Annotated in this window: 22 protein-coding genes; 16 read left to right on the forward strand and 6 right to left on the reverse strand. The window is 59.3% G+C overall.

Features of this window, described 5'->3' with window-relative positions; translation table 11 throughout:
• Positions 1-137: 137 nt before the first annotated feature.
• On the reverse strand, positions 138-1112 hold the full coding sequence (locus tag RBI05_RS17150) for a glycosyltransferase family 4 protein (protein ID WP_150458161.1): 975 nt from the start codon (positions 1110-1112) through the stop codon (positions 138-140).
• A 218-nt stretch (positions 1113-1330) separates the two neighbouring features.
• Between RBI05_RS17150 and RBI05_RS17155 the strand changes: the two genes are divergently transcribed.
• The 3 genes from RBI05_RS17155 (at position 1331) to RBI05_RS17165 (ending at position 4720) form a co-directional block, all read left to right on the forward strand.
• A complete protein-coding gene (locus RBI05_RS17155) occupies positions 1331-2032 on the forward strand; it encodes a YjjG family noncanonical pyrimidine nucleotidase (RefSeq protein WP_150458160.1) in 702 nt (233 codons plus the stop codon).
• A 123-nt stretch (positions 2033-2155) separates the two neighbouring features.
• On the forward strand, positions 2156-3688 hold the full coding sequence (locus tag RBI05_RS17160; RefSeq protein WP_310551950.1) for an outer membrane protein assembly factor BamB family protein: 1533 nt from the start codon (positions 2156-2158) through the stop codon (positions 3686-3688).
• Between the two features lie 99 nt (positions 3689-3787).
• Positions 3788-4720, forward strand: a complete 933-nt coding sequence (locus RBI05_RS17165) for a manganese-dependent inorganic pyrophosphatase (RefSeq protein WP_310551951.1) — start codon at positions 3788-3790, stop codon at positions 4718-4720.
• Positions 4721-4854: 134 nt separating this feature from the next.
• Here RBI05_RS17165 and RBI05_RS17170 read toward each other — a convergent pair whose 3' ends face one another.
• On the reverse strand, positions 4855-5586 hold the full coding sequence (locus RBI05_RS17170; RefSeq protein ID WP_310551952.1) for a GH12 family glycosyl hydrolase domain-containing protein: 732 nt from the start codon (positions 5584-5586) through the stop codon (positions 4855-4857).
• Between the two features lie 257 nt (positions 5587-5843).
• Positions 5844-6164, reverse strand: coding sequence for a carboxymuconolactone decarboxylase family protein (locus tag RBI05_RS17175; protein WP_310551953.1), 321 nt, complete (start codon positions 6162-6164; stop codon positions 5844-5846).
• 228 nt (positions 6165-6392) lie between these two features.
• Between RBI05_RS17175 and RBI05_RS17180 the strand changes: the two genes are divergently transcribed.
• On the forward strand, positions 6393-7499 hold the full coding sequence (locus RBI05_RS17180; RefSeq protein ID WP_310551954.1) for a Glu/Leu/Phe/Val family dehydrogenase: 1107 nt from the start codon (positions 6393-6395) through the stop codon (positions 7497-7499).
• A gap of 70 nt (positions 7500-7569) precedes the next feature.
• Here RBI05_RS17180 and RBI05_RS17185 read toward each other — a convergent pair whose 3' ends face one another.
• From RBI05_RS17185 to RBI05_RS17195, 3 genes are all read right to left on the reverse strand, one after another.
• Complete coding sequence (locus RBI05_RS17185) at positions 7570-8226, reverse strand: peptidylprolyl isomerase (RefSeq protein ID WP_310551977.1); 657 nt, start codon at positions 8224-8226, stop codon at positions 7570-7572.
• 142 nt (positions 8227-8368) lie between these two features.
• Entirely contained in the window at positions 8369-9025 is a 657-nt protein-coding gene (locus tag RBI05_RS17190; protein ID WP_310551955.1) for a hypothetical protein, read from the reverse strand.
• Positions 9026-9063: 38 nt separating this feature from the next.
• On the reverse strand, positions 9064-9243 hold the full coding sequence (locus RBI05_RS17195) for a hypothetical protein (protein ID WP_150458153.1): 180 nt from the start codon (positions 9241-9243) through the stop codon (positions 9064-9066).
• A gap of 304 nt (positions 9244-9547) precedes the next feature.
• Between RBI05_RS17195 and RBI05_RS17200 the strand changes: the two genes are divergently transcribed.
• The 12 genes from RBI05_RS17200 (at position 9548) to RBI05_RS17255 (ending at position 22046) form a co-directional block, all read left to right on the forward strand.
• Positions 9548-11434, forward strand: coding sequence for a sensor histidine kinase (locus RBI05_RS17200; RefSeq protein ID WP_150458152.1), 1887 nt, complete (start codon positions 9548-9550; stop codon positions 11432-11434).
• Positions 11435-11482: 48 nt separating this feature from the next.
• Complete coding sequence (locus tag RBI05_RS17205; protein WP_310551956.1) at positions 11483-11806, forward strand: hypothetical protein; 324 nt, start codon at positions 11483-11485, stop codon at positions 11804-11806.
• Between the two features lie 46 nt (positions 11807-11852).
• A complete protein-coding gene (locus RBI05_RS17210; protein ID WP_310551957.1) occupies positions 11853-12947 on the forward strand; it encodes a Gfo/Idh/MocA family oxidoreductase in 1095 nt (364 codons plus the stop codon).
• 555 nt (positions 12948-13502) lie between these two features.
• Positions 13503-14984, forward strand: coding sequence for a sensor histidine kinase (locus RBI05_RS17215; RefSeq protein WP_310551958.1), 1482 nt, complete (start codon positions 13503-13505; stop codon positions 14982-14984).
• Between the two features lie 24 nt (positions 14985-15008).
• On the forward strand, positions 15009-15644 hold the full coding sequence (locus RBI05_RS17220; RefSeq protein WP_150458148.1) for a response regulator: 636 nt from the start codon (positions 15009-15011) through the stop codon (positions 15642-15644).
• Positions 15645-15948: 304 nt separating this feature from the next.
• Complete coding sequence (locus RBI05_RS17225; RefSeq protein WP_150458147.1) at positions 15949-16683, forward strand: YveK family protein; 735 nt, start codon at positions 15949-15951, stop codon at positions 16681-16683.
• Positions 16667-17308: a CpsD/CapB family tyrosine-protein kinase gene (locus RBI05_RS17230; RefSeq protein ID WP_150458146.1), complete on the forward strand. Its 642-nt coding sequence runs from the start codon at positions 16667-16669 to the stop codon at positions 17306-17308. The genes RBI05_RS17225 and RBI05_RS17230 overlap by 17 nt, the downstream gene beginning before the upstream one ends.
• A 31-nt stretch (positions 17309-17339) precedes the next feature.
• Positions 17340-18224 carry a UTP--glucose-1-phosphate uridylyltransferase GalU gene (galU, locus tag RBI05_RS17235; RefSeq protein WP_150458145.1) on the forward strand — a complete coding sequence of 295 codons (885 nt, stop codon included), beginning with the start codon at positions 17340-17342 and terminating at the stop codon, positions 18222-18224.
• A 33-nt stretch (positions 18225-18257) separates the two neighbouring features.
• Entirely contained in the window at positions 18258-18947 is a 690-nt protein-coding gene (locus RBI05_RS17240) for a sugar transferase (RefSeq protein ID WP_150458144.1), read from the forward strand.
• A 21-nt stretch (positions 18948-18968) separates the two neighbouring features.
• Positions 18969-19919, forward strand: a complete 951-nt coding sequence (locus RBI05_RS17245) for a glycosyltransferase (protein ID WP_310551959.1) — start codon at positions 18969-18971, stop codon at positions 19917-19919.
• Positions 19920-19926: 7 nt separating this feature from the next.
• Positions 19927-21273, forward strand: a complete 1347-nt coding sequence (locus RBI05_RS17250; protein ID WP_150458142.1) for an O-antigen ligase family protein — start codon at positions 19927-19929, stop codon at positions 21271-21273.
• On the forward strand, positions 21270-22046 hold the full coding sequence (locus RBI05_RS17255) for a WecB/TagA/CpsF family glycosyltransferase (protein ID WP_150458141.1): 777 nt from the start codon (positions 21270-21272) through the stop codon (positions 22044-22046). The genes RBI05_RS17250 and RBI05_RS17255 overlap by 4 nt, the downstream gene beginning before the upstream one ends.
• The last annotated feature ends 14 nt before the right edge of the window (positions 22047-22060 follow it).

The following is a 22060-nucleotide window of genomic DNA, read 5'->3' on the forward strand; positions in this document are numbered from 1 at the left end:
TTGAACGGCCGCTTTGTTTACTTTTTAGTGGAGGTGGTCCCTCTCAGCTTAGAAATATCTACTTTTGGGACAGCCTCTTTTTGCCATGAGAAGCACCCGTCTGCTTCCCGGTTAGCCCTGCGGCCGGCGTCCGCGCTCTAGCTCTGCATCAGCAGCAGAATGATCGAGGACAGCGACAGGCAGACGCTGATGAGGCTGAGGACAAGCACGACCTGCTTGTGGTTCAGCCCCGACCGGAGCAGCCGGTAATGGGCCTGGCTGGCATCCGCCTGATAGATGGCCTTGCCCTGCATGAAGCGGCGGATGATGACGAACAGATTGTCGAAGATCGGCACGCCCAGGGCGAGTATCGGAATGAACAGCGACAGCAGGGTCGCCTGCTTGAAGGCGCCGTCCAGCGCGATAACGGACAGGATGAAGCCGAGAAAGGTCGCTCCCGCGTCGCCCATGAAGACTTTGGCCGGCGGCTTGTTGAAATGGAAGTAGGCCAGCGTGACGCCGATCAGAATAATGGCCATCATCGCAGACGGCGACTGGTTCTTGACCAAGGCGACGATGAACAGGGTTGTGCCGGAAATGGCCGTCAGGCTGGCGGCAAGACCGTCCATTCCGTCGGTGAAGTTGATGACGGTTGTGACGCCGAAGATCCAGAGGATCGTCAGAAGGAATTGCAGAACGACCGGCAGGGTGAAATACTCGCCCGAGAAAGGGTTATAGAAGCCGGTAAATGAAATTCCCGCAGCGTAGACGAGAACCGCAGCCGACATTTGAACCACCATCTTCGGCAGCGCCGGAAATTCTTTGCCCTTTGTCTTGTACCAGTCGTCGACCGTACCGATTGTGAGCAGCAGAATGCCGCCGGCGAACAGCGCCAGCGTCTCCAGCGAGAAGTCGCGGGAGAACAGCAGATAGACGATGAAGAATCCGGCAAAAATGGCGTAGCTGGCCGTCAGCGGGATCGGCTCCCTGTGTATTTTGCGTTCGACATCCTGACGGGGCTTGTCTACAAAATCAAGCCGGAAAGCCAGGCGGCGAAGTGGAGGAATCAGGAAATAGACAATTGCGTAAGACAACAGAAAGGCCAATACGTAAAGAATGAAAATCACCGCCATTAAATTGGTGTGGAGAGGATATGCTGTCTGTCTCTCTTCCTCCGATTATAACGCCGCAGAGGGAGTTCTGTCGACAGCCGCAGCCCGGCAGCCGCGCACTGGGGAACTTGGGGCACGGAAGAGAAAGGAAGAGCCCGTTGGCGCAGCCGGGCGGAAGAAGGTATGCTGAAGTGAAGGCTGGGCGCAGTTCAAGTGAAATCAAAAGGAGAGCGACAAGGATGAAATACGACATTATTCTATTGGATGCGGACGATACGTTGTTCGATTACGGACTGGCGGAGAGCCGGGCTCTGGAGAACGCCTTTCTTCAATTCGGCCTGCCCGCAGGCGCGCAGGAATACGGAGAGAGCTACAAGACCATCAATTCGGCGCTGTGGCGAGACCTGGAGCAAGGGATCATCACATCGGCGGCGCTGCGGGTCGAGCGGTTCCAGCGGCTGTTCACCGAACATCGGCTGGAGCTGGACCCTGCGGCTTTCAGCGAGGCTTATCTGCGGCACCTGGGAGCCGGAACGTATCTGATCCAGGGAGCGGAGGAGCTGTGTCGCGAGCTGGAAGGTTGTACGCTGGCCGTCATCACGAACGGAATTACCGAGGTTCAGCGCTCCCGTATTCAGGGATCTCCGCTCCACAGCACGTTCCGGCAGGTGATTATTTCCGAACTGGCCGGAAGCCAGAAGCCCGAACCCGGCATCTTCGATTATGCGTTCCGCGAACTGGGTCTGACGGCGGCGGACAAGCCAAGGACGCTGATGGTCGGCGATTCGCTGACTTCCGATATCAAGGGCGGCAACGGCTACGGCATCGACACCTGCTGGTTCAATCCGCTCGGCAAGCCGGGGCGCAGCGATATCGCGCCCACTTATGAGATCCGGGAACTGGCAGAGCTGCCGCCGATCATCAGGGGAGAACGCGCCTAAGCCGCCGTTCGGCGGTAAGGTGCCGGTGAATATGGAAACTTCTTGCTGGCAAAAACGTCTAACCCCTTAGAATGCTTGAGAATTCCCGTTGCTTCGCCTGCGGGAACAAGAGGAGGGGTTGGCATGTCTGTTCATCTTCGCAAGGGAATTGCCGCCTTGCTGCTGGCTGCCCTGGTGTCCGGCTGCGAAGCAGCCGGCGGACAGGATGGCGCAGATCCGCGCGGAACCGGGGAGAGCGGCGCGCCGTCAGCCGAAGCCGGGGCGCGGACACCGCCGGCGGCCGCCGCGCCGCTCCGGTCCTTCACTTCCTGTTACGGCTCCGCTCCCGTCCGGTGCGCGCCAGGAACGGAGAAGCCGGCGGCAGTCCGCCGCCTGGAGCCGGATTGGGTCAACCGGGGCAGCCTGGCCTATATGTATCTCCGGTACGTGACCCCAAAAGCGCTGATACTGTTCGGAGACGACGGAGGTCTGAGCGGGATGCATATGAACGATAATCTCTATGCGGTCAGTCCGGAGACGGGCCGTACGCTGTGGCAGATCGACGGCGGGTTCGGCGGAAGCCGAACGGCCCTCGACCGCAGCCGTCAGGAACTGACCGTCTTGAATCCCTATACACCGGGGCAAGGCTATGAGTACCGGCTGCGCCACCTGAACGCCGCTACAGGCCGAACGATCTGGGAACAGAAGCTGGGTAAGGCGGACGGGCGGAGCGATTACACCGAGATGTACGCTGCCAAGGGAATCATTCTGCTGTACGGCTATGAGCCGGATTCGCAGACGGCCAGACTGCTCGCCTTGAACGAGAAGGACGGCAGGACGCTGTGGAAGAAAGCGCTGAAGGGCGACCGGGCGGTAGTAAATGAGGGCGGAGAAGACGTGGTCCTGCTGAAGAGCGGCCCGAAGCTGACCGGGCTGGAACCAGGAACGGGGAGCCTGCGCTGGAGCCTGACCGGAAAGGACGAGCCGGACTCCGCCTTGGAGACAGACCCGTACGATCCCTTGCTGGAGCCGGCGCCGCTTCCGGCCGAGCCGGCAGCGGGGGCCGAGCCGGTCCGCTGGTTCCGCCTTGGAGGCGAGCGGCTGCGGATCGATTTGTCCTCCGGAGAGGTGAAGGCACGGATCCAGGCGCGCGGCGACCTGATCGGCAGTAGCGGGAACCTGCTGCTGACCCGGGAATTTTCCGGTCCCTTTGCCTCGGACCGGACACGGCCGGAGATCGTGCTGACCGATGCGGCGACCGGCCGGGAGCGCTGGCGGCTTAAGGGAAGCGGGGGACCGGCCGTCTTTGCGGGCAATACGCTGTATCTGTATCTGAACGGCCCGCTGGCTGCGCTGAATGCCGCTGATGGAGAAATCCGCTGGAGCCAGCCGCTGGACCGGGCGTTCTATAATCCGGAAGGCTATGCGGAATCGGCAGGACTGGCGGTCTACGCCCTGCCGGGGAACCGGCTGCTTGAAGTTCGAACCGGCGGCGGTATTCGGATCACTCGGGCTGATGACGGCGAGACGCTGTACCGCGTCTCCGGCGTCTCCGCCGGCATTCCGGAAGGGCGCGAAGCCGCTGTCCGCCGCGGACTGGTGAACACACAGGGAGACCGCCTGTATCTGGGCTCGGACAGCGGCCGTTTCTTCCGAATTCCGCTGCCTCTTCCCTAAGCCGGTGTCCGCTTCCGCCGTACCTCTCCCGCGGCTGGCGGGCCCTGTCCAAGTGTGTTATATTGGTAACACAAATAAACCACACTAAGGAGCTTGGATATGGAAAAAACTTTGATCTTTGGACACAAGAATCCGGATACCGACACGATCTGCTCGGCAATCGCCTATGCTCACCTGAAGAAGGAACTGGGCTGGGATGTGGAAGCGGTCCGCCTCGGAGAGATCAGCGGCGAAACCCAGTACGCGCTGGACCAATTCGGCGCGGCTGCTCCGCGCCTGGTAGAGACGGTCGCCGGAGAAGCGAAGCAGGTTATTCTCGTCGACCATAACGAGAGCCAGCAGAGCGCTTCCGACATTGATCAGGTTCGGGTCGTGGAGGTCATCGACCATCACCGGATCGCCAATTTCCAGACGGCTGCTCCGCTGTACTACAGAGCCGAGCCGGTCGGCTGCACCGCGACGATTCTGAAGAAGCTGTACAAGGAGAACGGCGTCGAGATCCCGAAGAATATCGCCGGTCTGATGCTGTCCGCTATCATTTCCGATTCTCTTCTCTTCAAATCGCCGACCTGCACCGAGGAAGATATCGCCGCCGCCAAGGAACTGGCGGAGATCGCCGGCGTCGATTCGGACACTTACGGCCTGGATATGCTGAAGGCCGGGGCCGATCTCAGCGACAAGAGCATTGCCCAGCTCGTCTCCCTGGATGCGAAGGAATTCGCCATGGGCAGCTACAAGGTGGAGATTGCCCAAGTCAACGCGGTGGATACGAATGATGTGCTGAGCCGCCAGACGGAACTGGAACAGGCGCTGAACGCGATTATCGACGAGAAGGGTCTCGATCTGTTCCTGTTCGTCGTCACCGACATTCTGAACAACGACTCCGTAGGCGTAGCCCTGGGCCGGCAAGCCCAGGCGGTCGAAGAAGCCTATAACGTCAAGCTGGACGCCAACAAGGCTGTGCTGAAGGGCGTTGTATCCCGCAAATCGCAGATCGTTCCGGTACTGACCGAGACAATGGCGAAGCGGTAATCCCAAAGTCTGCGAATACGAATCAAGAGCGCTTCGCCGCCAGGCGAAGCGCTCTCTCTTTGAATACCGTCCCGCGCCGACGAAGCGGGCAGAGTTCAGATTCCGGGTAGAGGGCTCCGGTACCCCTGGGACGTCTACTTCGAGTAGCTGACCGAGTAGCTGTTCGTAGTAAAGTTCAGCCCCGCCGGGGACGAGGTAATCTCGTACCCGAACTGTACGCGGTTCAGGGTCACATCGGAGAACCAGCCCTTGCCCTTGATCCAGTTCATAATCGCCAGCACATCCACCGTGCCGGAATTGGTATTGCTTGTGCGCACGAAGGAATAGACGGCGTTGGAACCGTTGCTGCCTTTATATACATTCCACGTATGGCCGCCTACGCTTACATTGGTATAAGCCGCCACGGGATCTCCGGCAGCGCTCCAGTTCTCTGCAATCGGCTTCACGCCGCCGTAATAGTTCATCCAGAGCATAATTTCATAGGCATTGTTCGTGCCTGCCCAGATATCGTAGGCAGACTCATAGGCGGCTCCGCTTGTGGGAACGCTTACATTGAAGCTGCTGGTTACGCTCTTCAGCGCACTGAGCTTCAGATTAATTTCCCGGGTGCTGTTCGGGTAGGATTTGATGCCTCCCGTGGAAGGATGCTGCGCCCATACCCCCCAGTTGCTGTAGGAATTCGCCCAGATAGATTGGGCTCCTGCGCCGCTTCCCCATACATTGTTATAGACCGTATACCCGCCGTTCGCCCAATTGCCGTACTGGTCGGACGATGACCAGGTCGCTGCGAAGGCGACGGACACAGAGGCGAACACACCCACGACAGCGGCAAGCAGGACCGAGATGTACTTGGACTTCTTCTTCATTCCTTTTCCTCCTCGTATAGAAAGAATGGGATATCCAGCGCGACCAATGTCAGCGCTTACATCATCATATAGTTGCGAAAATCAGGGTTCCACCCCCAGGATTTCACCTCTTTTCCCCTGTAAATTCCACTTTGTCATCATTTAGGAATCGGATTCCCCGGAGAATTAGAGATGCGGCGTTTCCCATCCCCTTATTTCTTCACCGCAAAAAAAGACCCCGGACCTCATGGCCCGGGGAAGGACAGGATGCCGGAGGTCTAGGACTCCTCCAGTGAAGCGATCACGGCCGGAAGCGCCGAGATGACGCCGTTGCCGACGGCGGGCAGGCCCACCAGGACTGCGCTGATAATCTCTTCGCGGGTAGCGCCGGCGTGCTGCGCCTGCTTCACGTGGAAGGGCAGGCCGCTATCCAGCCGGGCGGCCGCCAGAACGGCAAGATAGGCCAGCGCTTCCGTCTTCGGGTCCAGCCGGCTGGCGGCTCCGAGACCCTGAACGGCCTCCAGCCAGGCTTTGCGGTGAGCGGGGGCCTCCTTTTCGAACAGAGCGAAGGCGGAACTGACCAGCGATGCAGGTTCCATAATTCTCAACACACCTTTCTTGCAGGAGTGCTCCTTGGAGAAGGAGATTGTCCACACTATAAGCCATCGGATCGTGCCCAATTTATGACAATTCTCATAAACATGCGGAATGAACATCAAAAAGTTTTCCTGTCATTGGAAATTAAATTTGCTTTTCCTCTATAATAAGAGCAGAAATAAGAGCAAGAAAAACACTCTATCCAATATAGAAGACGGGAGCCGGAGAGTATGAAGCTTTTTGAAGCAATGGCGATGGACGACTATGAGCAGGTACTGTTCTGCCAGGACCGGGATTCCGGGCTAAAGGCGATTATTGCGATTCATGATACGACGCTGGGCCCGGCGCTTGGGGGCACCCGGATGTGGACGTATGGCTCCGAACAAGAGGCGCTGACCGACGCGCTGCGGCTGGCCAAGGGAATGACGTATAAGAACGCGATTTCGGGACTCAACCTCGGGGGAGGCAAGACGGTCATTATCGGCAATCCCCGGACGGACAAGAATGAAGCCATGTTCCGGGCTTTCGGACGGTTCGTGCAGGGATTGAACGGGAGGTACATAACGGCAGAGGATGTCGGAACGACGGTTGAGGATATGGACCTTATCTATCAGGAGACCGATTTTGTTACGGGGACGTCCCCGTCATACGGATCATCGGGCAATCCTTCTCCGGCAACGGCTTACGGCGTCTACCGGGGTATGAAGGCGGCGGCCGGGGAAGCTTTCGGTTCCGATTCCTTGAAGGGACGGACGATTGCGGTCCAGGGGGCAGGCAATGTAGCCTTCCATTTATGCGGATATTTGAAGGAGGAGGGTGCCCTGCTGCAGGTGGCGGACATCAACCGGGAAGCGGCGCAGCGGGTGGCGGATGCCTGCGGCGCGGCCTTGGCCGATCCGGAAGAGATTACAGCGGCGGCATGCGACATCTACGCGCCTTGCGCGCTCGGCGCGACCCTCAACGATGAGACGCTGCCGCAGCTGAAGGCCAAGGTAATCGCAGGGGCGGCGAATAATCAATTGAAGGAACCGCGGCACGGAGACGAGCTTCACCGGAGGGGAATTCTCTATGCGCCCGATTATGTCATCAACGCCGGGGGCGTCATTAACGTGGCCGACGAGCTGCACGGCTACAACAAGGAGCGGGCCTACAAGCAAATTGCCCGAATCTATGACAGCGTGGCCCGCATTCTGGAGATTTCCCGGACGGAAGACATTCCGTCTTATGCAGCCGCCGACCGTATGGCCCAGGAACGGATCGCCCAGCTGAAGAATGCCCGGAGCACTTTCCTGCGCAGCGAACATCACGTATTGAGCCGGCCGCGGCCGCGCGCCTGAACACAGGACCAAGAAGCCCGCTCCCGGGAGAAGAGACTGGGCTCTTCCCGGAGAGGGGCTTCCTTGGCTGCTACTGCTTCTTGACCGGGTCCGGATAGGTTACGCCAAGCGTGTCTACCGTCACCTTCTTCATGACCGGCGGCTTCAGCGGCCGGTCATTGTCGTCCCGTTCCAGACTGACAATGCGGCGGACGACATCCATGCCTTCGGTTACCTTGCCGAAGGCTGCATAATCGCCGTCCAGATGGGGCGCCGCATCGGTCATAATGAAGAACTGGGAGCCGGCCGAATCGGGATCGCCCGAGCGGGCCATCGACAGAACGCCTTCGGTATGCGGCAAATAATTGGCGAACCCGTTGTTCGCGAATTCACCGGCAATCCTGTAGCCGGGTCCGCCCGCGCCGGTTCCGTCGGGATCGCCGCCCTGGATCATGAATCCCGGGATGACCCGATGGAAGATCGTTCCGTCATAGAAGCCCTGGCGAATCAGCGAGATGAAGTTGTTCACCGTGTTGGGGGCGACCTCCGGATACAGTTCGGCCCGGATCACGCCTCCGTCTTCCATCTCAATGGTGACGACCGGATGGCTTGCATCTGCGGAAGGCAGACCCTGCTCCGCGTCGGCGCCGGAGGCGGCTGCGGAAGGGGCTGCGCTCGCGGCCTTGCCGCCGCCGTCAGGCTTGTTGCCGCAGCCCGCCAGCATCAGCAAGGCCAGCACGACCAGCATCAGCGGCAGGGGTTGAAGCTTGAATTTCACGTTTCAGTCTCTCCTTATGGGTCAGAATCAGTCGGGTGCTTCCCGAATCATCATAACCCGGCAGAGCCGGCTCTTGCAAAACAAGCCTGCCGCCCGGTTCTGCAGGGGCGGGCTAGTCGTCTTCTCCCGTGGAGCCGTTCAGAATATCCGTACCCGGCATGACGTCCACCGGAGGAGCCGCAGGGTCCACCGGCGAGTCCGCCGATATTTCGTCCGCGTCCGGGACATCGGGCAGCGGATCTTCTTCGTTCAGGCCGCCGGTCACGCCTTCTTCCTCCTCGTCGGCATAGTCAATTGCGCCGATGGTCAGGCCCGAAGCGTCTGCGGCCAGCGCCGCATCCGAATGCGCCAACTCATCGCGGTAAGCGGGCGGACCGGAGAGTAGGCCGGGCGAGTCCAGCTCCTCGGCAGAAGGCTCGGCCGGATCGGCGCCGCTTCCGTAAGCGGTGCCGGCCGGGGCCGGTCCGGTACCGGCAATGCCGAGTCCTGTATCGGCGGCCAGATGGGGGTCGCCGACCAGCGCGGGATCGGTGCCGGGTTCCGGCACGCCGTCAATGCCGATCGAAGCGGCGCCCGCCGACTTGTGGCGTGTGAACGGCGATTCGACAGCAGCCTCCGTATTTCCGGTTCCGCTTGCGCTCTGCGCGGTAATCGTGCCGGCGGGGCGCAGATCGTCAGCCGGAATTCCGCTGTCGGGATCCGTGTCACCCAGCGTCACATAACGTTCATAGGCGAAATCCGCCGTCGTTTTATTAAAAGAATCGGACATGTTGTTCAGCTCCTTTTTTGATCCGGATGGCCCAGGCCCTAAAGCCGGTCTTCTCGCCGGAGTTTCTGCTCGTCCGGCAGTCCGTGCCGGATCGCATCGCGCTGATCCTCATCGGACAAGCTGTCTTCATAGCTTCCTTCCCGGAAGAGACCGAACTCCTCGTCGATATCGCGTTCCGTGACCAAGCCGTCGTCTTCCGGTTCTTTCTGTGTGCTCATGGAATCCAGCCTCCTTAGGGTCGGCTGCGCCGCCATAGTGCATGTCTAATAAAGTTTACCCGCCGGAGCGCAGGGCGAATCCGATCGTCCTGCAATTCCGGCATCGGCAGGTCCGGCCGGGGGAAGTCCGCCAGAGCTAGTGTTCTTCCGGAGATTCGGCTCTATCCGCGAGCCGGAGGCTTTTTTTGTGTTCAGGGCCAAGCCCGGAAAGGGAAGAACGCGAATGATGTCGAAATAAGTAAGGTAGGGTATGAATTAATTTCCAACCTGTATGTTTATCCTGTAGATCTGCCGAGGTGCACTCATGAAAGGTCCTTTGCAAAAAACATCCGCAGTCCTGCTCATCCTTCTGCTCCTGGCGGTGATTGTGCCAATCGGCATTGAAATGGAATGGGGGAAGCACGGCGGCGAAAGCTTGCCCGAGTGGGAAATGAAATGGGCCGATCCGGCTGCGCACGGCATAGAGCTGGACCGGGCGCTCTCCGATACGGGCTGGCTGGATGTCACGCCGGACACGATTCCGCCCAAGCCCGATGAGGTCACCGGCGTCTGGCTGCGCGTCCGGCTGCCCCGGCTTGAAGGCAGCAGCGCGCTGCTGCTGGAGAAGACATACGGCAGCGAGGTAGCCGCCTATGCCGACCGGACGCTTGTGTTCCGCTCGCCTGACCGCATCATCGGAGGCGGGAACCTCATTGTGCCTCTGAACGACCGCCTCTCGGGCGAGCCGCTGCTGATCTATATCGGCGGACAAGAGGATCAATACGGCGTATTCGGCGGCATGGAGATTGGCAGCTATGTCGATCTGCTCGCCAATTACACCAAGCAGGGATTGATTGACCTGATTCTGGGCGGAGCCCTGGTGTTCACGGCCACCGTACTGGCGGTGTGCTCGCTTTTTCTGCGAAAAGACATGTTCTCCAGCGCCTTTCTGCTGGTTCTGGTTATCCTCTCGTCAGGCATTCTGATTATCATTCATTCGTCCTATCTGCCGGTCCTTGTGGAGAAAGGCCCCTGGGTCAATTATGTGTTTGATCTGGGGATCTTCACGCTGCTTCCGGCGTTCGCTTCGTACTTCGAGCAGCTGTTCGGCCCGGGACCGATGCGGATCGTTCTCCGGCTGCGGCGCTTCCTGACCGTCTACGCCGTGCTTGCCGTTATGCTGAGCACAGCCCATCTGCTGATGGACGGGCGATGGGACCGGATCTATGTCCTGTTCACCGTCTACATGGTGGGTCTGCTCATCATTACCTTGTTCGTCACTCTGCTGGCGGTGGCGGTGAGAGATGTCGCCAAAGGCAATACAGAAGCCATTATCTTCACGGCAGGACTGGCGATTCTGACCTTGATCGTCGTTGCCGAGCTGCTGCTCTTCTACCTGACGTCCGGCATCTACCATCTCTACTGGTGGAAATGGGGAATCGTACTGTTCCTGGTCTCTCTGATCGTCATTCTGGGCCGGAGATTCGCGCAGAACCACGAACAGGTGGTCATGTATTCCAGAGAGCTCGAGAAATTCAACAACGAATTGCAGCGTTCCGAGAAAATGGAGATGATCAGCGACCTTGCGGCCTCGGTCGCGCATGAAGTCCGCAACCCGCTCCAGGTGACCCGCGGATTCATCCAGCTGCTCGGAGAAGGGACCACTGACAAAGAGAAGGAGTACCTCAAGCTTGCCATGTCCGAGCTCGACAGGGCTTCTCTGATCATCAACGACTTCCTGACGTTCGCGAAGCCGGAGATGGATAAGGTCGAGGTGCTGGACGCCTCGGGCGAACTGAAGCATGTGGCCGGCATCCTGCTGCCGATGGCCAATCTCCAGGGCGGACGGCTGGAGCTGCATCTTGAACCCGATCTGATGATTACGTGCAGCTCGCCGAAATTCAAGCAGGCGTTCATCAATATCGTCAAGAACAGTATCGAGGCGCTGCGCGCCGGAGGCCTGGTCAGCATCATCGCCTGGCGTTCCGGGAACCATGTCGTGGTCAGCATCAAGGACAATGGGGAAGGAATGGAGCCGGGCGAGGTGGCCCGGCTGGGAGAGCCGTACTACTCGAACAAGACCAAGGGCACCGGTCTGGGACTTATGGTCACGTTCCGAATTATCGAAGCCATGGGCGGAACCATCAAGTACATGAGCACCAAGGGAGAAGGCACGGAGGTCATCGTCAAGCTTCCGGCGGCAAGAGCCTGAGGGGCAGGCGCAGAAACCCAAGGACGGGAAGGGAGAGGCGGAGCCGGGATGCAGTGGTATACGCTGGGACAGCTGCTTGCGGTGATGCGTCCGGGGCAGAAGGCCTCGACGCCGGACGGCCGGACCGTGGTCAGGACCGACCGCGGGCTGGAATGGTCCGGCGGCCGGGAGAACGGCCGGCTCGTGGAACTGCGCGATCCGCTGTTCTCCGACCTCTGGACCTTGTCCGGGGAGGAAGACAGCCGTTCGCGCACGTCCCGGGACTCAAGAGCGGCCTGGGCCCGCGAACGGGAAATGATTGTGAACCAGTACGAGGAATGGCTGGCGGATTACCGGGAACAGAAGCGCCGGGAAGGATCGGAGGAAACTTAAGGCTAAGGCTTGGCCGTGATGCAGACCGGCAGGGGAGGAAGACGAGATGAATCGGACGGTATTCGGGATCATCGGCGGAGGCTGGCGCGCCGAATTTTATATGCGGATTGCCCGGGCGCTCCCCGGGCATTTTGCTGTGGGGGCTGCTCTGCTGAGGGAACCGGCCAAAGCGCGGGCGTTCACGGAACGGTGGGGCGTTCCGGCGGTGTCGGAGCTTCCGGCCTATCTGGAGCGCGCCGGGACTGCGGGCTGCGCCTTCAGCGTCGTCTGCGTCAGCCGGGATGCCTCCGGCGGGCTGCTGGCGGCTCTCGCCGAAGCGGGGCATCCTGCGCTTGCGGAGACTCCGCCTGCTCCGGATTTGGCGGGACTGCTGGAGGTGTGGTCCCGCACAGGACCGGCGGCAAGGATTCAGGTGGCGGAGCAGTATGCTTACCAGCCGATGCATGCCGCCCGTCTCGCGCTTGCCGGATCGGGGCGGCTGGGAACGATCTCGCAGGCCCAGATTTCGGCGGCCCATGATTACCATGGCGTCAGCTTGATCCGAAGGCTGCTTGGCATCGGGTTCGAGGACGCCGAAATCCGGGCAAGGGAATTTGCGTTCCCCCTCATTCAGGGTCCGGACCGTTCGGGCCCGCCCCGCTCGGAGACGCAAGTTCTCTCGCCGCAGCTTCTTGCGACGCTGGATTTCGGGGACCGGCTGGGCGTATATGATTTTGCCAAGGATCAGTACTTCTCCTGGGTCCGGGGGAACCGGATGCTGATCCGGGGCGACCGGGGCGAAATTACGGACGAACGGGCCGTCTGGCTGGAGGCCTTCGACGCTCCCGCTTATGCCGAACTGCGCCGGATTGATGCCGGGCATGGCGGCAATCTGGAGGGCTTCTTCCTCCAGGGCATTGTCGGCGGGTCCGAGTGGCTGTATCGCAATCCGTTCGGACCGGCCCGCCTGTCCGACGATGAGCTTGCCGTAGCCGAGAGCCTCAGGCGCATGGCAAGCTACACCGCAGGCGGCCCGCCGTTCTACAGTCTGGCCGAAGGCTGCCAGGACCAGTACCTGGCGCTTGCGATGCGCCGGGCGGCGGCCGAGGACCGGGCGGTCATTACGGCAAGGCAGCCGTGGGCCGAGCCTCCGTCCCGCTGACCGTCTCCCGGGCGCCCCGGCCGTCATTGTCCCTGCCGGCCCTCTGTCAAAGACAGCCCGTTCTGCACGCCGCCGCGTGCGGACGGGCTGTCTTACGTTCCGTTGCAGGGTACTGTCAGCTTAGCTTCCACTTAGTGTGGATTTATTCAGGCTAATGGCAGGGGAAAAGGAGTTCCAAAGTCCTAAAATTTAACCTTTTTCTGGGTGTAACCGTTCACAAGGCGGCAGTTAACTTGAGAAAAGCCTTATTCTCATGTATCATTGCTGGTATTAATTCTCGATTTCATATAGGCAACCGGTTTGTCAAATACTTTTTTCACGGAATGTCTTGCCGATCCTCGGGTCAGTCACATTCGCTTTTTTTCCACAAAACTTGGGGAATAGGGTGGTGGGATGGGTATCAAAACTGCGGAAGACAGGATGCAATTCTTTTACCGTTGGTTCTCCTTAGGGTTGACGTCTTTGATGTTCTTATTGTCGTACGACGGGCTGTCCTGGGTCCGCAAGCTTCCGGTAGTTGCCGTCTTATGCGTGAGTGCGTGGATGTTTTTGCGAATGTACCGCCGCTGCAAACACCGTCCAGGGCTGCTCCTGGCAGCAATCGGAGCGGAAGCGGCACTGATTCTGCTGTTGACCGTCGCTACCGGAGGGTATGAAAGTCCCTTCAAGCTGTATGCCTTAAATCCGGTGCTGGTGGCCGCAGGATCGCTGACCCTGATGTTCAGCTGGAGTCTGCTGTTCGGGTATGCGGCCGCCTTCATCGGCTGCTGCTACGCGTTCTATGCTTCTTCGGGCGAGTCGCCTTCCCTGGATCTGAACGACAGCGGGAATCTGCTGCTCGTTCTCGTACTGGCGGCAACCTTTGTCCGGACGGTCGCCTGCTACAGAAGCCGCAGCGAAGAAGCGGAGGCCCGGACGGACGAGACGCTGGAGCATATCAAATCGCTGTACCACATCGTCGAAACTTCAAGCCAGCATGATTTCCGGAATATCGGCCAGGTCATTACCGATTACGTGGTGAAGCTGACCGAGCTGGACAAAGCGCTGTTCTGGTTCGCCAAGAAGAGCGGCGAGCCGGCTCCGGAGAGCCGCCAGACGGGCTGGCTGCCGGAACAGGAGACCTTTCTCTTCACCGAGCTGGAGAGCCGGGAGGATGAGTGGCGGGGTCAGCGCGACCCCTTGTTTCGAAGCCTGCCGGGTCTCGGCGATTTTCTGCTGATGCCAGTGCGGATGAGCACCCGGTTCGTCGGACTGATCGGCGTTCGGCTCGATGCTTCAGAAGGGCTTGAAGGCCGGAGGTGGTACATTCAGCAGCTTGTGTTCCTGGCGGAGCTGAGCGCCATTATTCTGGAGCGGCACGAACTCGGGGTTATCGAGAACCGGCTCATCATCACGAACGAGCAGAACCGCATTGCCGACGAGATGCACGACAGCGTCTCGCAGAGCTTGTTCGGCATCGTCTATGCGACCCATTCGCTGAAGCAGCTGTGGCGGAAGATGAGCGACTCGGAGCTGGAAGAGCAGATCGGTCTGATCCATGAGTCGGCGACGAACGTCGCCAAGGAACTGCGGATCACCATCTACAGTCTCAGCTCCAAGAAGAGCGGCGGCCCGACCTGGCTCGGCATGGTCCGTTCCCATCTGAACAGCCTGTCGAGATTGAACAACGTGGAAATTCAGCTTCAGATTACCGGAGACGACTTCAGTCTCCCGTATCCGTATCATAAAGCGCTGTTTCGCATTATTTCCGAAGCGACGGGCAATGCCATTCGGCATGGGGCGGCGCGCAGCATCCAGGTGGAGCTCTCTCTGAAGCCCCGGTGGATTCGGCTGTCTATCGTCGATAACGGGAAAGGCTTCGATACCGCGCGGCTTGTATCCCCGTCGGAGGACGGAGCGGGCGGTCTTGGAATGAAGAATATGCAGTATTTAGCCCAATCGCTTGGGGGAGACTTTCAGCTCTCGAGCGGGTTGAACGAAGGGACACGGATTCTGATTACGATACCGGTCGGCGTAGCGGAGTTAAAGAACGCATAACATTCAGGACAGGAGGCGTTGAACTTGAAAATTGTCATTGTGGATGATCATCCCTTGGTAAGAAGAGGTCTGGCGGCCGTCATTTCAATGCAGCCCCACATGCAATTTGCGGGAGAGGCTACGAACGGAGAAGAAGCGCTGCGCGTTCTGGAGGAGATTCGTCCCGATCTGACGCTGATGGACCTCAAGCTGGCCGATGAGTCCGGTCTTGACGTCGTGAAGGCCGCACGGGCCCGCGGCATTGACAGCCGGTTCATCCTGCTGACTTCTTCCGCAAGCCGGGAAGACTTTCTGAAGGCGGAAGAGGTCATGGTCGACGGCTATGTGCTGAAGGAGGCGTTGCCGGAGGAGCTGCTGTTTGCCATCCAGCTTGTACATAAGGGACGCAAATATTACGATCCCGGGCTGATGGAGGACAAAATGCGGATGAGCGGCAGCAGTCCGACCGACGAACTGACGCCGAAGGAGAAGGAAGTGCTGATAGAGCTGGGACAGGGCTCCAGCAACCGGGAGATTGCTTCCAGACTGTTCATCAGCGAATTTACGGTCAAGAAGCATGTGAGCCAGATTCTGGCGAAGCTGCAGGTGGCGGACCGCACCCAGGCGGCGCTCTATGCGAATGCAGTCGGCCTGACGAAATACGAAATGTCTTACGATTGATTGCGAATTGAACAGCTTGCACGGCCCGCAAAGCCGCTTTCGGACAGGAATTGCTCCTGCCCGGAAGCGGCTTTGCGGCGTTCAGGCAGCCCGGGAATTGATGGAAACGCTCTCAAGAGAACCTCTGGTACAAAAGTATACCATCGCCTGCACCCGCAGCGTTACTTAAGTGGCTACCAAAGTGAAAGGGAAAGTAAAGGGAGGTGGCATGTGAGCGGTGAAAGGGATTGCTAGAATACAAGTAAGAAGCTGAAAGTTTCAAAACTTTCTTTCAAAGAACAACATTTCCGGAAGGAGGATCGCTGTGGAAAGGACGATTCTGGATTATCTCAACCTCATCAAGAAACGGCTGTGGCTCGTTGTGCTGTTCGTCTTGATCTCCTGCGCCACGACGTACTACGTAAGCAAGAATGTGGTGGTGCCGGAGTATCGGGCGAGCGGACAACTCCTGGTGAACGCCTCGACACCCGTGGCGGGCAACAGCCTCAACGACCTGAACTTCAGCCTGAACCTGATCGAGAGCTACAAAGACATCCTGCTGTCGCCGACCATCATGAAAGCCGTGGTGGATGCGCATCCCGAATTTGGACTGACGGAAGGCGAGCTGGCCGGCAAGATTGAACTGAAGACTTCGGAGAAGAGCCAGGTAATCAACCTGAGCGTCACCGACGAGAGTTATCCGACGGCGGCCGGAATCGTCAACGCCGTCTCGCAGACGTTTATCCGCAGTCTGCCGGCTCTCATGAAGATGGATAACGTCACCTTCCTGACGCCGGCCGATCCGCAGGCCAATCCGGCTCCCGCAACCGGCGGGTACGCCATGAATCTGGTCATTAGCTTCGTAGTCTCGCTGATGGCGGCTCTGGCTGTCATTCTGCTGATGGAGAGCCTCAATCAGACGCTGCGCACCGAGAAAGAGGCCGAAGCGCTGCTCGGATTGCCGGTCATCGGCAGCATTCCGGTTATCCGGGGCCGCGATGTCGGAAGCGCAGGCTCCAAAGCCAGAGTAGGGGAGGGCGCTTATGCTACGGTTGAGTAACAGTCTGGTTGCAGACCGCAACCCGGGCTCCCATGTATCGGAATCGTTCCGTTCGCTGCGTACCTATATCCGCCAGCTCGACCTTATGCAGGGGAGCGGACGCGTGCTGCTCTTCACTTCGGGTGAGAGCGGCGCGGGCAAGACGACGGTGCTCGCCAATCTGGCCGTCTCGTTCGTACAGGACGGCAAGCGGGTGGCGGTCGTCGACGCCGATCTTCGGTCTCCCGGACTTCACAGCGTATTTGGAGTCGATGAAGGCGAAGGACTGGCTTCCTATCTGTCCGGACGCAAGGAAGCGGGGAAGATCAGCGTGTACGGCGAACTTGCCAATCTGACCGTCATTACGGCCGGTTCCACGGCAACGGCCAGTCCGCCCGATCTGCTCGGCGGAGAGAAGATGGCCGAACTGCTGGAAGAACTGCGAAGCACGCATGATCTCGTCTTCGTCGATTCACCGCCGGCCGTCGACTACAGCGACGCCCGGGTGCTTGCGCCGCAATGCGACGGCGTGATCCTCGTTGCCCGCTACGGCAAATCCAAGCGCGATGCCCTGAAGAAGGTCAAGACGCTGATCGAGAAGACCGGAACGCCTATTCTCGGCATCACCCTGAACCAGGCCAAGTAGAACCAACCATCATTCCAAGGAGGCTAGTGCGATGAAAACAGTAAAGAAGGTCATTATTCCCGCAGCGGGTCTTGGCACTCGCTTTCTCCCGGCGACGAAAGCCATGCCGAAAGAGATGCTCCCCATTATCAACAAGCCGACCATCCAGTACATCGTGGAGGAAGCGATCGCTTCCGGCATTGAGGACATCATCATCGTAACCGGTAAAGGCAAGCGCGCGATCGAGGACCATTTTGACAATGCGTTCGAACTGGAATCGCGTCTCCTGGAGGACGGCAAGCTGGAGCTGCTCAAGGAAGTGCAGCGCTCCTCGAAGGTGGAAATTCACTACATCCGGCAAAAAGAACCCAAAGGCCTGGGCCACGCGGTCTGGTGCGCCCGCCGCTTCATCGGCGACGAGCCGTTCGGCGTCATGCTGGGCGACGACATCGTCGCGGGCGGAACGCCCTGCCTGAAGCAGCTCATCGAGCAGTATGAAGAGACCCAGAACTCCGTCATCGGCGTTCAGGAAGTGCCGGACGAGTTCACGAACCGTTACGGCATCATCGAGCCGGACATGCAGGACGGCAGACTCTACCGGGTCAACAACTTCGTCGAGAAGCCGGCTCCCGGCACGGCGCCGTCGAACCTGGCCATCATGGGCCGCTACGTGTTCACACCGAAGATCTTCAAGTACCTGGATCTGCAAGAGACCGGCGCCGGCGGCGAGATTCAGCTTACGGACGCCATTCAGAAGCTCAACCAGAGCGAGCGGGTATACGCCTACAACTTCGACGGCACCCGATACGATGTCGGCGAACGCCTCGGATATATTCTTACTACCCTGGAATTCGCTCTTCAGAACAAGGATCTGCGTTATCCGCTGATGGACGCAATGTCGGAATGGCTCAGCAAGGCCGAACAGACGGCCGGTTAAGACACTATACAAGCGAAGGAGGATGAGGAGGAAATGAGCATGCCCAATCTGCCGGAAGACGGCGAGTATGCAATGCCGAATCCCTACACGCTTCACGCGGGCGAAGGAAACGAATCCGACTCCTATCTGCTGGTCAAACGGATGATCGACGTCTTCTTCTCCGCGGTCGGTCTCCTGGTGCTGCTTCCCCTGTTCACGCTCGTTGCGGTGCTGATTAAGCTGGAAGACCCGAAGGGCAAAGTATTCTTCCGGCAAATCCGGATCGGCAAGGACGAAAAGCCGTTCTACATCTACAAGTTCAGATCCATGGTGCACAACGCCGAGGAGCTGAAGAAGGACCTGATGGCCTACAACGAGGTCAGCGGCGCCATGTTCAAAATCAAAAACGACCCGCGCATCACGCGCGTGGGCCGTTTTCTGCGGAAGACCAGCATCGACGAACTGCCTCAGCTGTGGAACGTGCTGAACGGAAGCATGAGCCTGGTCGGTCCCCGGCCGCCGCTTCCCGAGGAAGTGGCGCTCTACTCCGAGTATGACAAGCAGCGCCTGACGGTAACACCGGGCTGCACCGGATACTGGCAGGTCAGCGCCCGCAACAGCGTCGGATTCGAGGAAATGGTCGAGCTGGATCTGGCCTACATCCGGATGCGGAGCATTGGACTGGATCTGAAGATTATTCTGAAGACAGGGCTGATGCTGCTGGGCTCCAAGAACGCTTATTAATTATTTATGGAAAATGGGTGAATGCGAATGGGTAGATACGGAGATGTTCCCAAGGTTTCCGTTGTAATCTGTACCTACAATCGCGCCCGGCTGCTGTCCAAAACCTTGGATTCCCTCCTCGCGCTGGACGATCTGGACGAGGCGGAGATTATTGTGGTCGACAACCAATCGACGGACGATACGGCAGCGGTCGCCAAGCGCTTCATCGAGACCAGCGGACATCTTCTCCGGGTCAGTTATATGCTGGAGCCGGTACAGGGCCTTTCGGCCGCCCGGAACGCCGGCATTCTGGCCGCCAAATCGGGTTTGATCGCTTTTCTCGACGATGACGCACTGCCGGAACGGCCCTGGATTACGACAATTCTCTCGACCTTCGAGAGCCGGCCGGATGTGATGGCCATGGGCGGGAAGGTCGCTCCGAACTTCGAGAGCTCGCGTCCCGAGTGGCTGATCAAGCCGTTCGAGCTTCCGTACACCATCGTCGATCTGGGCGACCGGGTGCGCGAGTACCCCGGCCGGCTGCATCCGTGCGGCGCCAACATGGCGATGCGCAAATCGGTGTTCGACGAGCGGCTGTTCCCGCTGGACCTCGGACGCAAGGGCGAATCGCTGCTGTCGGGCGAAGAGACCTGGCTGTTCGACCAGATTCGCAGCCGGGGGCAGAAGATCCTGTATCACCCCCGGATGGCGGTCGATCATTTCGTTCCGGCCAGCCGGCTGACGGAGGACTGGATTCTGAAGCGGTATTACAGCCAGGGCATCACCAATGCGATTGGCCGCCAGAGCGGCAAAGACCGGCTGCTGCTGCTGGGCAAGACAGCCGCCAAGATGGTCTACATTATCGTTGACTCGGCCATTGCGGCCGTATCCCGAAGCCAAGGCAGACGATTGCTGAACCGCTGCCGGCTGGAGAGCATCCGGGGAACTCTCCATATGCTGTCGGGCCGCAAGCGGGAGTCGGCAACGGGGTGAAGAAGCGATGACTAATCACTGGAGTTCCAGATTCACATTATTGCCGGCCGCCGCGCTTGTCTTCCTGCTGTCGGCGCTCTTCATCGGGACGACGGTGATTTATCAGCCGATCGTTGCGGTGGGCCTGGTCTGCTTCATCCTTCTGCTCGCCGTCTCGCTGACGCGGCCGGAATGGATCAGCTACTTCGCACTGCTGACGACGTCCATCTCGATCAACTTTCTGTTCCCCGGCAGCTTCTTCGGGATTGAGATCCTGTCGCTCTACAAGCTGGCCGTCCTGATGCTGCTGGTGCCGTGCATTCTGGTCAACGGGGTGCGGCTTCGCCTCAGCCCTCCGGTATGGGCCATGGCCGCGATGCTGATCATTACCTTCGGCTGGTCCGACTGGCTGCCCGGAATGAGCTCGTCGCTTGCGGTCAAGGCGTTTATCGGATTGTCGCTGCCGTTCATGTTCATGCTGATCAACTGGAAAAAGGAAGTCGCCGAGATGCACATCCGGCTGATCTGCCTTCTTCCGGCCTTCAGTCTGGCGGCGGGTCTGCTGCTTCAGGCCGCCGGGCTTCACCCGATGACGAACGTGGAGTTCAACGGGGCGGTCCGGCTGCAGGGCGCGAACATTCCGCCGCATCTGGCCATGCTGGCTTTTCTGGGCGTGGCGATTCCCTTTATCGAGCTGAAGCGCCGTCCGGCGCAGGCGCGGTTTTTCTATACCGTGCTGGCCGTCAACCTGTTCATTCTGTTCGCGACCGGGACCCGGGGTCCTCTGCTGGCCCTCTCGCTGCTGGTGCTGTACTACTTGTTCGATATCGCCCGGCAGTATCTGAAGGGCAAGAACCGCTATCTTCTGGTGCTGCTCGGGTCCTTCGCCGTCATTGCCGTCGCCGTCTATATGCAGCTCGACAATCTCGCCAAGCGCTCGTTCGAGCGAACGACCGATACCGGGATTGACCTCTCGGGACGGGCGGAGGCGTGGGCGTATTTCCTGAAGCTCGCTTCCGTCTCGCCCTGGACCGGCAGGGGCCTGGGTTCGGTCACCATTGCCAATGACGGTACGCTCTACGCGGGGTTCGTCGTTCCTCACAATGAATACATCCGCTTCTACTTCGACGGCGGGTATATCGGAGGAATTCTGCTGCTGCTGTCCATGCTGACGGTCTTTGTCCTGGTCTACCGGGTTCTGCCGCGGGGGGTGAGGCCGTATTACGTACTCTTCATCGCTGCATTCATGATTTATTCGTTCTCGGACAACACGCTCTCAACGGTTCAGCTCATCATTCCGTTCTGCTGGTACCTGAACTGCCTGTATCGATCTGCTCAGCCAACCGATTCTCCACAAAAAGAAGTGATACGATGAATCAAGTGAATATGTTCGATGTCAATTTCAACAATTATGACTTTATGGATCTGCTGGACTATATCGATACCGCCATCCGGGAGCAGAACCATTCCTACATCCTGACCTGCAACGTCGATCATGTGATCAAGCTGCGCAAGGACAAGGAATTTCAGACCGTGTATTCCCAGGCGGGAGCGGTGGTAGCCGACGGAATGCCGCTGATCTGGGCGTCCCGGATGCTCGGCAAGCCGCTGAAGCAGAAGGTATCGGGAGCCGATCTGTTCCACCGTCTCGGCCATGCGTTCCAGCAGCGCAAGTACCGGCTGTTCTTCCTCGGTTCGGCCCAGGGGGTTCCGGAGAAAGCGACCGCCAACCTGAAGGCGGCGTACCCGGACATCAATGTCGTCGGCTGCTACTCGCCGTCCTACGGATTCGAGCACAACGAGGAGGAGAACCGACGGATTATCCAGATGCTGAACGAGACCAAGCCGGATATCGTGTTCGTCGGCGTAGGCGCGCCGAAGCAGGAGAAGTGGATCTACCGCCACTACCTGTCCTACGGGGCCCCGGTGTCCATCGGTGTAGGAGCGACCTTTGATTTCCTGTCCGGCTCGGTCAAGCGGGCGCCCGATTTCATGCAGCGCTCCGGGCTGGAATGGTTCTGGCGGCTCAGCCAGGAGCCGGGCCGGCTCTGGAAGAGGTATCTGGTCGACGATGCCCAGTTCCTGCTGCTGCTCTTGAAGGAGCTGCGCAAGCGGGACCGGGATAAGGCGAAGACAAGGCTGGAATAGACGGCCGACCATTC

The organism is Paenibacillus glufosinatiresistens (genome assembly GCF_031470375.1).
Lineage (GTDB): Bacteria > Bacillota > Bacilli > Paenibacillales > Paenibacillaceae > Paenibacillus_AQ > Paenibacillus_AQ glufosinatiresistens.

Bases quoted from the DNA above. Each gene is read 5' to 3' on its own strand.
- RBI05_RS17150 (WP_150458161.1), bottom strand. From the start codon at position 1,112: ATGGCGGTGATTTTCATTCTTTACGTATTGGCCTTTCTGTTGTCTTAC.
- RBI05_RS17155 (WP_150458160.1), top strand. From the start codon at position 1,331: ATGAAATACGACATTATTCTATTGGATGCGGACGATACGTTGTTCGAT.
- RBI05_RS17160 (WP_310551950.1), top strand. From the start codon at position 2,156: ATGTCTGTTCATCTTCGCAAGGGAATTGCCGCCTTGCTGCTGGCTGCC.
- RBI05_RS17165 (WP_310551951.1), top strand. From the start codon at position 3,788: ATGGAAAAAACTTTGATCTTTGGACACAAGAATCCGGATACCGACACG.
- RBI05_RS17170 (WP_310551952.1), bottom strand. From the start codon at position 5,586: ATGAAGAAGAAGTCCAAGTACATCTCGGTCCTGCTTGCCGCTGTCGTG.
- RBI05_RS17175 (WP_310551953.1), bottom strand. From the start codon at position 6,164: ATGGAACCTGCATCGCTGGTCAGTTCCGCCTTCGCTCTGTTCGAAAAG.
- RBI05_RS17180 (WP_310551954.1), top strand. From the start codon at position 6,393: ATGAAGCTTTTTGAAGCAATGGCGATGGACGACTATGAGCAGGTACTG.
- RBI05_RS17185 (WP_310551977.1), bottom strand. From the start codon at position 8,226: ATGCTGGTCGTGCTGGCCTTGCTGATGCTGGCGGGCTGCGGCAACAAG.
- RBI05_RS17190 (WP_310551955.1), bottom strand. From the start codon at position 9,025: ATGTCCGATTCTTTTAATAAAACGACGGCGGATTTCGCCTATGAACGT.
- RBI05_RS17195 (WP_150458153.1), bottom strand. From the start codon at position 9,243: ATGAGCACACAGAAAGAACCGGAAGACGACGGCTTGGTCACGGAACGC.
- RBI05_RS17200 (WP_150458152.1), top strand. From the start codon at position 9,548: ATGAAAGGTCCTTTGCAAAAAACATCCGCAGTCCTGCTCATCCTTCTG.
- RBI05_RS17205 (WP_310551956.1), top strand. From the start codon at position 11,483: ATGCAGTGGTATACGCTGGGACAGCTGCTTGCGGTGATGCGTCCGGGG.
- RBI05_RS17210 (WP_310551957.1), top strand. From the start codon at position 11,853: ATGAATCGGACGGTATTCGGGATCATCGGCGGAGGCTGGCGCGCCGAA.
- RBI05_RS17215 (WP_310551958.1), top strand. From the start codon at position 13,503: ATGTACCGCCGCTGCAAACACCGTCCAGGGCTGCTCCTGGCAGCAATC.
- RBI05_RS17230 (WP_150458146.1), top strand. From the start codon at position 16,667: ATGCTACGGTTGAGTAACAGTCTGGTTGCAGACCGCAACCCGGGCTCC.
- galU (WP_150458145.1), top strand. From the start codon at position 17,340: ATGAAAACAGTAAAGAAGGTCATTATTCCCGCAGCGGGTCTTGGCACT.
- RBI05_RS17240 (WP_150458144.1), top strand. From the start codon at position 18,258: ATGAGCATGCCCAATCTGCCGGAAGACGGCGAGTATGCAATGCCGAAT.
- RBI05_RS17245 (WP_310551959.1), top strand. From the start codon at position 18,969: ATGCGAATGGGTAGATACGGAGATGTTCCCAAGGTTTCCGTTGTAATC.
- RBI05_RS17250 (WP_150458142.1), top strand. From the start codon at position 19,927: ATGACTAATCACTGGAGTTCCAGATTCACATTATTGCCGGCCGCCGCG.
- RBI05_RS17255 (WP_150458141.1), top strand. From the start codon at position 21,270: ATGAATCAAGTGAATATGTTCGATGTCAATTTCAACAATTATGACTTT.